Consider the following 12,345-nt stretch of genomic DNA (forward strand, 5'->3'; position numbering starts at 1 on the left):
CGCGCTCTCGGCCCGCCAGCAGGACCGGCCGCTGCCGACCGGCCTCGGCGTAACGCGGTCGGCCACCTGGGACTCGGCGCGTTCGGCAGTGGTCGTCGAGATCAGCTACTCCGCGCAGAGCGCGCCCCTCTCGGGGGCGCTCCTGGAGGTGGTGCCGGGCCTCGATGCGGCAGGTGCCTGCCCCGCCGTCACCTGGACGGGAGCGACGGCCGTGCGCAATCAGCCGAGCGTGACCGGAGTCGGGGTCGGCTGCGGCTGGAGCCTGACGGGCATCGACGTCCCGGCCCAGGGGAGCGTCGACGTGACAGCGACTGTCTCGATCGCGCCGACGGACCAGGGAGCCCTCGACGCGTGGCTCGCGGCTGCCGGGTCCGCGACCACAGAGGCCGTCGCCGATCCCACTGTCGCAGGCACGGCCTACCCGGTGCAGCGCCTCCGCGACGTGCAGGTCCAGACGCCCGCGCGGACCGTGAGTCAGACCGCGCTGCCGGTGACGCTGGTGCCGGTCTGGCCGAGCGGGGCGGACCCCGTGGATCCGCTGCTCGTGACCCCGTCGGCGGGGCCGGCGAGCAGCATGCTTGACGCGATCGCCGGGGGAGTGAGCGGAGTGCGGTTCAGCGACGGCTGCGGGGGCGCGGTCGCCGTGTCCTCCGACGGGCTGACGGTGACCGCACTCTCGGTGACGCCGTCGTGCGAGCTGCGGGCCCGGGTGGGGGCGTTCTCGGACCTGGCGAGCAGTCCCTTCGCGATCACCACCCGCGACTGAGGCGACGTCTTGCGCCAGTGTCGCGGAATAAAGGTCCCCGCGAGATTTCCAAGGCTGCCTCGTTCTACGATGACGAGGTATCCTCACTACGCCGACGGCGCAGCGGGGAGCGGGCGGGACGGTCCCGCCCGCAGTGGAAGAAGGGTGTGATCTATGTCACGTGTTCTCTCGACCGAAGAGGCGAAGTCGGCTATCCAGCAGATCCAGTCGATCGTCAACGGCGGTCTGACCGATCAGATCAGCCAGCTCGACGCGCAGGGGCGGACGCTGTCCGACCCGAACGTCTGGGACGGCCCTCTGGCCTCGCAGTTCCGCTCCTCGACCTGGCCCGAGACGAAGTCGGCTCTCGAGAAGGCCAAGCAGGAGCTCGAGGAGCTGCGCAGCCAGCTGGCGACGATCTCGCAGAACATCTTCGCCGCCGGCGGCGGGAGCTGACCGGCCGTCCCGTCCCCGCGTGCTTCGGCGCGCGGGGACGGGACGTCTCCTGACTTTTTCTCTAGAGAGGTGGCGGTACTGATGGATCTGGGTGCGATCGAGGAGGACGTCCCGTTCGACGACGGGGTGGCGAAGGCGCTGATCGCGGCGTTCGATGCGGCTGCGTCCGCGGTCGCGGGACAGGCGGGCTCGCGCTCGTCGCTCGTGACGACGGCGCTCGCGGACTTCCGCGGGCGTTTCGCGCAGGTGTTCGAGAGCAATGCTCGGGTGGCGGCTTCGGATGCCGTCGAGCTCACTCAGCGGTTGCGTGAGGTGTCCTCGGGCGCCCGGCAGCTTCGACGAGAGGCGCACAAGGAGCAGAAGCGGCGACAGATCGCGCGCGAGTGGCAGCGCGAGCAGGACGCGCGCAACCTCCTCGAGCGTGCCGGCGATGCGCTGTTCGGCTCCGAGGATCCGCCCGTCGGACCGGCGGCGGAGCAACCGAGGATCCCCGTGGAACCCGCGAGCACGGGAGCACGCGAGATCCCGGCTCCCGGCGGTGGCGGTACCGGCGGCGGAACATCCGCCGCCCGCCCCGATCACTTACGCGCTTTCGCAGCGTCGGCATCGACTCTCGACGACGACCTGGCTGCCGCCATCGCCGGGCTGCGAGGACGGCTCTCCGACTTCACCGAGCGTTGCCGCTGGGGCGCGGTCTCGGCGGACGGTGTGGTGAGCGGAGCCGACACGTGGCTGACCGCGAACCGCCAGGATGCCGCCTGGGCGCGCACCGTCGCCGACGCCTTCGCTGCGGCAGGTGGTGAGGGCGTTGTCTCGACCGTGGCCGACAGCGCGCTCGCTGTGGCTCTGGCCTCCGCGGGCATCCCCGCCGATCGTCGGGACCTCACGATCGAACCCGCGCAGGCCCTCGGGGCCCCGCCGAGCACGGGGTACTCCGATGATCCGGTCAACACGGCCACCGGCAACTTCCTCGAGATCGAGGTCGACCTCGTCTTCGATGGTGGCTGCTCGACCTTGCGTCTGGAGCGGAGCTACAACTCGCTCGACGAGAGCATCGGCGCGTTCGGTCGGGGGTGGTCGTCGATCACGGAGCAGCGGCTCCGGCTCGAGGATGAGGGCGCGACGTGGGTACTGCCCGACGGCCGAGAGATCCTCTTCCCCCGCGAGGGATCGGGCTGGGCGCGAGCGGTCGGTGAGAACCGCTGGCTCCAGGCCCGCGGCGAGCTGTTGGTCGCGTCCGACGCCGAAGGGACGACGGTGGAGTTCGCGGCGGCGGGCCGGTGGCTCGCGTCGGACTCCGGGCGCGGGACGAGAGTCTCGGCCGAGTACGTTGACGGTCGCCTGGTCCGGCTCCGGCACGCGCGCCGCCGCTGGGTGGACATCGAGTGGCGGGGCGACCGGATCGTCGCCGCACTCGCCTCCGACGGTCGCCGCGTCGAGTACCGCTATGACGACGATCGGCTCGTGTCCGTCTCGCATCCGGAGGGGTCGCGGCTCTACTCCTGGAACGGCGCGGGCCTGATCGAGTCGGTGACCGCAGCGAGCGGCGTCGTGGAGGTCGTCAACGAGTACGACGCGCGGCGTCGCGTACGTACGCAGCGCTCGCCGTTCGGCCGGGTGACCCGCTATGCCTACCTCGCGGGCCGCGCGACCGTCGTCTCCGACGAGGACGGATCGCGCTCGAACACCTGGATCGCGGACTCCCGCGGGTGCCTCGTCGGAGTCATCGACCCGGAGGGCCGGCGGCAGTCGATGAGCTACGACGCCCAGGGCAACCTCCTCTCGGTCGTCGAGCGCGACGGGGCGGTCACGGCGCATGCGTACGACGAGCGCGGCCGTCGCATCCGGACAGTCACTCCCTCGGGCGCCGATGTCCGCCTGAGCTATGACGCGCGCGACCGTGTCGTGTCGGTGGCGGCCGGAGAGAGCGTCACCGTCTACGAGTACGCGGACGACGAGACGCGCGACCCGGCGCTGGTCGTCGATCCGGAGGGCGGCCGCACCGCCCTGACCTGGAGCGAGGGCCTGCTGACGCAGGTCGTCGATCCGGTCGGCGTGGTACTGCGGATGACCTATGACGAGCACGGCGATCTCATCGCCACGACCGACGCCGATGGCCGCACCGCTCGGCTCGAGCGGGACGTGGCCGGCCGGGTGACGGCGGTCGGGCGGGTCGTCCTTCGCCGGGTTGCCGGCGAGGGGACCTCGCGCTACCGCTACGACGCTGTGGGTCGGCTCATCGGGACGCAGGATCCGCAGTACGGCGCCCGGCGGTTCCGCTACGACGCTGCCGGTCAGCTGGTCGAGGCGGTCAACGGCGTCGGGGGAGTGACTCGGTACGACTACGACCAGCGAGGCCGCCTGGTGACGATCGTCGATCCGACCGGTGGGGTGACGCGGCGTGAGTACGACGCGGCCGATCGCGAGGTCGCGCGAGTCGATCCGTTGGGCCGCAGGACGACAGCCGGCTACGACGCCGCTGGTCGACGGGCATGGCAGGAGAACCCGGACGGGCACCGGTGGGAATGGCACTTCGACGCCTTCGGCCGCGAGAAGGCTGCGCGGATCGACGGCGCGCTCGTCTCCGAGATCCAGCGTGATCCTCGACATCGTCGACTGACGATCACGGACCACACCGCAGCCGAGCCGGTGGTGCACCTGCTGGCCTGGGACCGCGCTGGCCGACTCCTTCAGCGGCGACGGGACGGCGACGGACTGGCCTGGGAATACAACGCCGACGGTGCCCGCTCTGCTGCGATCGGGCCCGATGGCGCTGTTACGCGCTACGAACGGGATCTCGCGGGCAGGATCACCGCGATCGAGCACCCGCTGCTCGGTCGAGCTGAGTTCTCGTACGATCCCGCCGGGCGGATCACGTCTCGTCGGCCGGTGGTGGCCGACAGACGTGGCAGTACCGTGACGGCTTCCTCATTGAGCACGTCGAGGATGGGCGGGTGACCGCCCTCGACCGCGACGGCGAGGGACGGCTCTCGAGGGTGCGCAGCGGTGACCGATCGGTGGAGTACCGATACGACGAGGCGTGTCAGCTGGTGGAGGCGCGCGGAGATGTCGTCTCCTCCTGGGCCTATGACGCCGGCGGGCGGCTGATCGCCGAGAGCACGGCTGGGCGGACGAGCACCCGCTCCTACGACACCGCGGGTCAGATGCGGTCGACGACGGACGCTGACGGGATGGTGACCGAGTACCGGTACGACGGGCTCGGCCGACGCACGGGCGTGCTCGGCTCGGACGGCTCTGTTCGCAGCTTCGCCTGGTCGGGCTCCGGGCGGCTCGAGTCGATCGAGGACCGGCGGGCCGACGGGTCCACGTCCGTGGTCTCCCTCCACGTCGATGCGCTCGGTGAGCTGGCGCGAGTGGGGTCCACAGAGCTGCGGTGGGACAGCGCAGACGCCGTTCCGTCGCTTCACTCGGTCGGGCACGTTCCCGTTCTCGCGGCCCCGGGCGGTGTCACTGGCATCGGGGAGCGCTGGGTGAGCGCCGGGTGGAGGGCGCAGCGCCCGACACCGCCGATGAACCCCTGGGACCTGCCACCCACCGAGGACTCCACGCTCCTTCCGAGCTCTCGCTCGCTGCCGGCGGTGGGGTCTCGGTGGCGGGCCTGGAGTGGTTGGGCCATCGCGTGTACGACCCGGCGACTCGCGGGTTCCTGTCGACGGATCCGCTGGAGCCGGTCGTCGGTTCGGGGTGGTCGGGTAATCCGTATTCGTATGCGGGTAATGATCCGTTGCATGCGCTTGATCCGCTGGGTTTGCGGCCCGTGACCGATGCGGAGTCGCGTGCGTATCGGGATGGGAACAATGGGGCGTTCGCCGACGTGGGCCGGTTCGTCGTGGACGTCAACCGGTGGGCGTGGGAGAACAAGGAGTACCTCCTCGCGGGTGCCGCGGTGGTCGCTGGGATCGCGTTGATGTGCACGGGGGTGGGTGGTCCGGCTGGTCTCGCTCTGATGGCGGGTGCCGGGGCTCTTGTGTCGGGTGGTGTGTCGGTGGCGACGCAGAAGGCGGAGACTGGTTCGGTGGATTGGGGCAGGGTGGGGATCGATGCGGCGGTGGGAGCGGTCTCTGGCGCTGCTGGGGCGGGTGTGGGTGCGGCGTTCGCGAAGGCGGGGTCGGGCATCGTGACGCGCACGGTCGGAGCGGTTGCGAGCGGTGCGACAGAGGGTGCGGTGGAAGGGACGCGGGACTACGCGCTGGCGCCTGGCCCACACACTGTGGAGGGCTGGGTAAGGGCCGGGGCCGAGAACGCTCTGATCGGAGGCGCCACTGCCGGGATCACGGCGAAGATGCCGCCGTGGTTGTCCGTGGAGAACATGAAAAACTTTGACAAGTGGATCTACCGGTCGAGGTACACCACGGAGCCGACCGTCATGTTCCGGGCCGGGGACATCAATGGGTTTCATACTGGCGGTTGGTGGTCGACGGATGCTCCCGTGAGTGTCAGCACGGTGCGCGCCGAAAAAGCGCTTCCCCCGGTCTGGTCGACTGGAGAACCCTCTGTAGTGAACACAGGTTTTTCTGCGGAGATTCCTGCTGGTCTTTCGAGCTATGTGGGACGAGCGGCGCCGCAACGTAGCGCCAGCGGCGAATTGTTTCGAGGTGGAACCAACCAAACGCTCATGCCCGACGGTAAGACTAGTGCAAAGGAGCTTGGCTCATGGCCTCTTTTGCCCTGACTGAAGAGCGGAAAGAAAAGTATGCGAAAGAATTGGATCGGTGTGGAAAACTTCTCTCGGAGGCGAACGTGTCGCTGACGTCACGGCAGTTTGAGCACTATGCGAGCATCGTGAGGGGCGCGACGTCCCTCCGTCAGGTGAGATACGTGGCATCGCGCGTGCGGATGACCTTTGTAGGCACAATGACTAGTATTAAGGATCGAGGTATTCTTAACGCTGATAGAAGTATCAATATCGAGCGTACAAAAGAGTACGACGAGGCGATAGACACTGTAATACGATCCTCTAATCGTTTGCGGTGGTTGTTGTGAAGGACGAGTCACCAAGCGTTGATCGGGCACGGTCGGAGACAGCATCGCTCGCGCAGCGATCCAGGGAAGGCGTTGAGTACGCCGCGGCTCTGGCCGGCCCGGGAAGGCTCTGGTCTGAGGCGCTCTCGTCAGGATCGCGGCGAAGATGCCACCGTAACCCTCTCTTAGAGGGTTATTCATAAGGTTGCTTACCAGCCGAGTCGGTAGAGTTCGAGTTTTGTGATGGTGCGGATGAGGGTGGGGAGTTCGCTGAGGCGTCCGCGGTAGCCGGTGGCGATGATTTTCCAGTTCTTGAAGTGGGCGATGCACCTCTCGACTGCGGATCGGGTTCTGGAGATTTCCCGGTTCGATTTCTTGGTGTTGTCGTCGAGGGTGGCGCCGTGGGGACGTTTGCGGGGAGTGGTTGCGGTGGTGCCGATGTAGCCCGGGTCGGGGATCCAGTCCGTGTCATCGAGGATCGGCTCCCAGCCGCAAAGCGCGAGAGCGGCACGATCATGACGGGCGCCGGCGACAGGGGCTGACGCGGCGAGGAGGCCGCCGTCCAGATCTGCGGCGATCTGCACATTGAGGCCTTGTCGGTGCCGCTTCCCGGAGTAATTCGACCGACCCGTTTTCGCGCGGTTCCGGGTAGGAACGTCTGTCCCATCGACCAGGACAACACGGCCTCGGACAGCTTCTTCCAGGGAAACCCCTGAGAAGCAACAGGCTTGCTCGACCAGCGGAACGATGCGCCGGTAGATCCGCGAGACGGCGGCTTGAGAGACGCCGTGCAGGTCCGCGACGGCGGCTTGGTTCAGGTTCTGTCGCAACAGCAGCAAAGTCAGGATGACCTGCTCCCGCAGGTTGAGAAGCGCGGGACGGCCAGGCAACGATGGACGCCCGGACAGGATCTGGAATATCCGAGCCACCAACTCCGTCACCTGCCCAGAGGTCAAACCTGTAGTAGAGTCATAGCGCATCGACTTCTCGCTTCAAGAATGGCGTGTACGAACTTCCATTCTCTCCCGCGAGAAGTCGATGTCTTTACAGCAACACGCGCGAAACAGACCTTATGAATAACGCTCTTAGTAATAGTGTAAAGGAACTTGATTCGTGGCCCCTTTTGCCCTGACCAAAGAGCGGAAAGAAAAATATGCGAAAGAATTGGACCGGTGTGGAAAACTTCTCTCGGAGGCGAACGAGTCGCTGACATCACAGCAGTTTGAGCACTACGCGAGCATCGTGAGAGGCGCGACGTCCCTTGGTCAGGTGAGATACGTGGCATCGCGGGTGCGGATGACTTTTGTAGGCACAATGGGTAGTCTTAAGGATCAAGGTGTCCTTAACGCTGATAGAAGTATCAATATCGAGCGTACAAAAGAGTACGACGAAGCGATAGACGCTGTACTAAAATCCTCTAATCGTTTACGGTGGTTGTTCTGAAGGACGAGTCGCCAAGCGTTGATCGGGCACGGTCGGAGACAGCATCGCTCGCGCAACGATCCCAGGAAAGGCGTTGAGTACGCCGCGGCTCTGGCCGGCTCCGGGAAGGCTCTGGTCGAAGGCGCTCTCACCAGGATCGTCGCCGAAATTCCGCGGGGCTGGGTCGAGGTACCGTTGCTCCCCAGCGAGGAGCTACAGGAGACGCGTACCCGGGCGAAACCAATCAAACCTACCTCCCCGACGTATGGAATGATGTGAAGGAGACCGACTCGTGGCGGCTTGCACCTTGAACCCTCGACAAAGAGACGAATATGCTCATGCCCTCGAAGACCTCTCCGCCCAGCTGGCCATTTTGCCTCACCCTCGAGCCTCCGTCCATTTCGTCGAATTGGCGCGAGTTGCGAGAAATGCATCAACAAGGAAACAGATGCGCCAGTTGTGCAAAGACGTTCGATCGTGCTTCGGGTTGCGGCTTGGCGGTCTGGAGGATGCCTACGCGACTCGACCGGACGGAACGCTTGACCTTGAAACTTCGTTGCGCTACCAGGAAAAGTTGAAGCTCGTCTGGGAGATGTCTCGAGCTACACGATGGATTTTCTGATGGACGCCGTGCGCCGAGTCGAATGAACGCGCGCGTCCATTCTCTCATGCCTCGCGATCGAGTGCATGCCATTCGACCCGCGGCTTCCTGCCGACGGCTCCTCGTGATCCTGTTCTGGGCGCCGCCGTGGCTGGCCGTGACGATCATCAAGAACGCCGACACCTGGATCTACCGGTCGAGGTGCACGACGGAACCGACAGTCGTGTTCCGGGCAGAAGACATCAACGGCAAAGTGCGCCGATCACAGATGTCACGCGTCGTGGAGGGGCTCGTCACCATGTCGCCTGCATGGCTCGACGCGCCAAGAAAGGTTTATGGCGCTCCGGGTAAAATGATGGTGTGCGCCGCCGCCGATTTTTCTCAGGAGATGCAGTAATGGACCTTTTCCGTCTGACCGACCGGCGCAGGGACGAATACGCCGCGGCGCTCGCCGATCTGGCGGGTCGCCTGCCTCGAGAGGATTTCTACGCCGGCCTTTTTGCCGATCATGCCCGGCGCGCGCGCGAAGCGACGACGCTGAGGGAGATGCGGCAGCTGTGCAGGGCTGTCGCGTCCTGCTACGGACTCAGAGATTGGGGCGTCGAGACCCGCTTGATCTTTCGAGCGGACGGCTCGTTGGACCGCGAAGCAACGGCCTGGTTCGGCGAGTCCGCCGAGAACGTGCGGCAGCTTTCTCATCTCATCTGGTGGCTGATGTGAGGGGTGGCACGTGGCCGAACCGAACAGCGCCGGAAGGGACCCTCGAGGAGGAGCTGCGCCTCCCGGGCGCTCGGCTGATCGCGCGCCTCGGGGCCTGAGCACACCTAAGCGACGCCGTCCGCAGGCGTGGGCGAGATCGACTGCACGAAGTGGACCTCTCCGGCCAGGCTGACGAAGCCGCGGCCGACGGTGGCCGGGACAGGGGTGCGCCGGGGGATCTGCGCGGGGAACAGCTGAGTGTCGTTCTCGGCATCGGGCTGCAGCAGGAGGCCGGACCGGGACCGTGCCATGGCCTTCGTCCAGTGCCCGTACTGCGTGCGGAGTTCGATGGAGCGGCCCGCGGCGACGACGCACCGACCCGGACGGGACGAGGAGAGGAGCGTCGTCAGGCCCTGGTCGGGGTCGTCCCAGCGTTCGGCGTCGTCGATCAACAGCAGTACCGGCCCGTCCTCCATGAGGAGCGATGCGAGGAGGGAGCGCAGCTCGTCGGCGCCGACGGCGATCCGGTCGAGATCGGCGCCGACCAGTGGAGAGCGGCGGTCGCACGCTCCCCAGATGGCAACCGTGCCGGCGGCACGGGCGGCCTCGACGAGCGCGAGCAGCACGGTGGACTTTCCCGACCGGGCGGGACCGGTGATGAAGACGTGCTCGCCCTCGTAGAGCTCGAAGGCGAGCGGTGCCAGATCGGCTTCGCCCAGGCCGATCGGGAGCCGCCAGGGCTCGGCGTCGAAGCGGGCTCCGAGGCCGAGCGCGCTGACCGGAACCCGCTGCGGCAGCGTGGCGATCGCGGTCGTCTTGCTCGTGGTGTCGGGCCAGGCGGCCACGACCTCCTCCACTGCCGCCCGTAGGCCCGAGGCGGGGGTCGCGACCTGCGTCTGCAGGAGTGAGGACGCGAGCACGCACCGGCCGGGAACCGGGGGCGGGGCGTATCGAGGCTTCACCCCGGCGATCGAGTAATCCTGTGGGTCAGCGAAGCGGAACAGCCACTTCTGCGTCGTGACCTCCTCCATCACGGAGGGGAGAGCCTTCACGCGGGTACTCGTCACCGCGAAGTGCAGGCCCAGCTCGGGGCCGTCGGCGTAGGCCCGCGCCAGCGCCTCGAGGAGGACCTGGCCCTCCCAGTCCTCGAAGTCGTCCTTGAGCGTCGCCAGGCCGTCGATCAGCACGAGGGTCCGGCGATGCTCCCCGTGGGAGGCCCGCCGCCTCCGGACCTCGTCTCGGAGGTGGCGCAGGAAACGGGTCTGCTTCTCGTGCGCGCCCGCGCCGGCGCCGACGTAGGAGACGGTGTGCGGCAGATCGGCCAGGGCGGAGCAATCGCGGGAGGCCGCGTCGAGGATGTATAGGTCGAGTTCGGCGGGGGAGAAGTGGCGGGTCGCGGTGAGCGCGATCGAAGCGAGCGCCGTGCTGGTGCCGCTGCCCGGAATGCCGAGGAGAAGCAGATTGCCCTCGGCGAGGTCCCATCCGCCCGTCACCTGGCGCTGGCGGTCGGGATCGTCCGAGAGCGCGACGCGCAGCACATCGTCGACGACCTGGCCGAGGTCGGACTCCTCGGCGCCGAAGCCGCCGAGAAGAACGGAGTCGCCGAGCGGCTCCGGCCAGACCGGCCGCGGTGGGGCGAAACCCGCCTCCGCATTCGCCTTCACCACCGCGTCGATCAGGAGATCGAGGTCGGTCGGTGCCGTCTCGTCGGCAGAAGCGGGAGAGGGATCGGCGAGCGGCACTCCGGTGAACCCGACGGGTCGGACTTCGACGGCCTCGGCCGCCTCCGCCTCGGCGCGGCCGGTGACCAGCGCCGTCTGCACGGGGGAGATGTCGTTCTGTCCGAGCTTCACGTAGGCGCGTCCAGTCTCGCCGCGCGAGATCTCGGCCGCGCTCGCGACCCCGATCACATTGGAGGAGTCGTCGCGGCTCTGCACGCGGAGGGCCACGCGCAGGTTGGTGTTGGCGAGGATGTCATCGTTCACCACGCCGGCCGGCCGCTGGGTGGCGAGGATCATGTGCACCCCGAGCGTGCGGCCGACAGCAGCGACGCTGACCAGCGACTTTAGGACGTCGGGGTGCTCCTTCGCGAGCATGGCGAACTCGTCGACGACGAGCAGCAGTCGCGGCATCGGCTCCGCGGGCGACGTCGCCCAGTAGGCGTCGAGGTTGTCGATGCCCTCGCCCGCGGCGGCGAAGATCCGCTGGCGCCGCTGCATCTCGGCCTCGAGGGACCGCAGCGCCCGGTCGGCGAGCTGCGCATCGAGGTTGCTGATCGTGCCGATCGTGTGCGGGAGCCGCTCACAGGCCGCGAAGGCTGCTCCGCCCTTGAAGTCGATGAGCACGAAGCTCAGGCGCGTCGGATCATTCCAGGCGGCCAGGCCGGCGACGAAGGAGCGCAGGAACTCGCTCTTGCCGGAGCCGGTGGTGCCGCCGACGAGGCCGTGCGGACCGTCGGCGACGAGGTCGAGCACGAGCGGACCGCGCTCGCCGATCCCGACGGGCGCGCGGACGCCTCGGGCGCTCGACCACCACTCCCGCACGATGGCCGGCGTCGGCCGGTCGGCTCCCAGAAGGGGCGGGAGGCGCACGAGCGCCGGGAGGGTCGCCCCCGCGGTGACGAGCTCGGGGTCCTCGAAACGCGCCAGGTCGCGCGCGCAGCGCTCGGCCGTGACGTCGTCGAGCCCGGCGAGCACCACGTCCTCGACGGTGACCCGCTCGTCGGGGCGGGTGAGGACCGCGGAGGCGTCCTCCCCGACCCGCACGATGACACTGCACGAGGCGGGGAGCTGTTCCTCCGACGCCGCGAGGACGATGCCGGACACCCGGGTCGTGGGCCCGCGCTCACCGCGCCCGAGTCCGAGGAGGCCCCGCGCGGGAGCATCGCGCCCCTCGGTCAGCACGTCCGAGTCGAGCACCAGGAGCACGCGCGGTGAGGAGTCGTCGTGGATCGCGCGCAGGAGCCCGGCACTGCGGTCGCGCCGGTCGGAGAGCCGACGTTCGCCGCCGGGGAGCCGGGTGTGCGGGAGCCAGGAGGCCCAGCTCCAGTCGGAGTCGCGCCCGCGGTCGCAGAAGACGCCGACCGCCAGGTCGGCCGGTCCGCAGTGGACCGCCGCCTGGCAGAGCAGGCTCCGGGCCAGGGCGAGTCCGCCCTCCCGGTCGCCGACGATCCCGACGACGCCCGCATCCGCGAGGTCGACCGACACGGGGGCGCTGGGAACGACGCTGTCCGCGACGATCGCGCGCACCTCCTCCTCGACCCGCGAGAGACCGCGCTGGTCGAGCGCGGGCGACCACGGCACGTCTCCCACCCCGACGTGCAGGCTCAGCACGTCGGGGGAGGTCGCGCGCCGCTGCCAGAGCGAGGTGGTGGGCAGCGCGGCGCGGCGGATCGTCGTCGCCGGGTCGGGCGCGTCCTCTTCGAGGCGGGCGCGCTCGA

The 12,345-nt window shown here is 68.1% G+C and carries 7 protein-coding genes and 1 pseudogene; 6 read left to right on the forward strand and 2 right to left on the reverse strand.

What is annotated here, in order from left to right:
- The 4 genes and pseudogenes from ACH61_RS17435 to ACH61_RS16920 all read left to right on the forward strand — a co-directional run.
- Positions 1–766, forward strand: a pseudogene (locus tag ACH61_RS17435) (serine/threonine-protein kinase); the annotation flags it as partial.
- Positions 767–919: 153 nt separating this feature from the next.
- Positions 920–1,201, forward strand: a complete 282-nt coding sequence (locus ACH61_RS11110; protein WP_068212091.1) for a pyrophosphorylase — start codon at positions 920–922, stop codon at positions 1,199–1,201.
- 81 nt (positions 1,202–1,282) lie between these two features.
- A complete protein-coding gene (locus tag ACH61_RS11115; RefSeq protein ID WP_068212093.1) occupies positions 1,283–4,159 on the forward strand; it encodes a DUF6531 domain-containing protein in 2,877 nt (958 codons plus the stop codon).
- A 652-nt stretch (positions 4,160–4,811) separates the two neighbouring features.
- Positions 4,812–5,894 carry an RHS repeat-associated core domain-containing protein gene (locus tag ACH61_RS16920; protein WP_236713648.1) on the forward strand — a complete coding sequence of 361 codons (1,083 nt, stop codon included), beginning with the start codon at positions 4,812–4,814 and terminating at the stop codon, positions 5,892–5,894.
- Positions 5,895–6,393: 499 nt separating this feature from the next.
- Here the strand turns inward: ACH61_RS16920 and ACH61_RS16360 are convergent, their stop codons facing one another.
- Positions 6,394–7,125 (reverse strand): transposase family protein, encoded by a 732-nt coding sequence (locus ACH61_RS16360; RefSeq protein ID WP_236713649.1) that lies wholly within the window; start codon positions 7,123–7,125, stop codon positions 6,394–6,396.
- Between the two features lie 1,206 nt (positions 7,126–8,331).
- Between ACH61_RS16360 and ACH61_RS11130 the strand changes: the two genes are divergently transcribed.
- Together ACH61_RS11130 and ACH61_RS11135 are read left to right on the forward strand one after the other, a co-directional pair.
- A complete protein-coding gene (locus ACH61_RS11130; protein WP_068212099.1) occupies positions 8,332–8,604 on the forward strand; it encodes a hypothetical protein in 273 nt (90 codons plus the stop codon).
- On the forward strand, positions 8,604–8,927 hold the full coding sequence (locus tag ACH61_RS11135) for a hypothetical protein (RefSeq protein ID WP_068212101.1): 324 nt from the start codon (positions 8,604–8,606) through the stop codon (positions 8,925–8,927). Before ACH61_RS11130 ends, ACH61_RS11135 begins: the two co-directional genes overlap by 1 nt.
- 104 nt (positions 8,928–9,031) lie before the next feature.
- Here the strand turns inward: ACH61_RS11135 and ACH61_RS11140 are convergent.
- Positions 9,032–12,345: FtsK/SpoIIIE domain-containing protein (locus ACH61_RS11140; protein ID WP_068212103.1), on the reverse strand; the 3,314-nt coding region annotated here is incomplete at its 5' end.

The organism is Rathayibacter tanaceti, assembly GCF_001634385.1.
GTDB classification, from domain to species: Bacteria; Actinomycetota; Actinomycetes; order Actinomycetales; family Microbacteriaceae; genus Rathayibacter; species Rathayibacter tanaceti.

Bases quoted from the DNA above. Each gene is read 5' to 3' on its own strand.
- ACH61_RS11115 (WP_068212093.1), top strand. From the start codon at position 1,283: ATGGATCTGGGTGCGATCGAGGAGGACGTCCCGTTCGACGACGGGGTG.
- ACH61_RS11110 (WP_068212091.1), top strand. From the start codon at position 920: ATGTCACGTGTTCTCTCGACCGAAGAGGCGAAGTCGGCTATCCAGCAG.
- ACH61_RS11135 (WP_068212101.1), top strand. From the start codon at position 8,604: ATGGACCTTTTCCGTCTGACCGACCGGCGCAGGGACGAATACGCCGCG.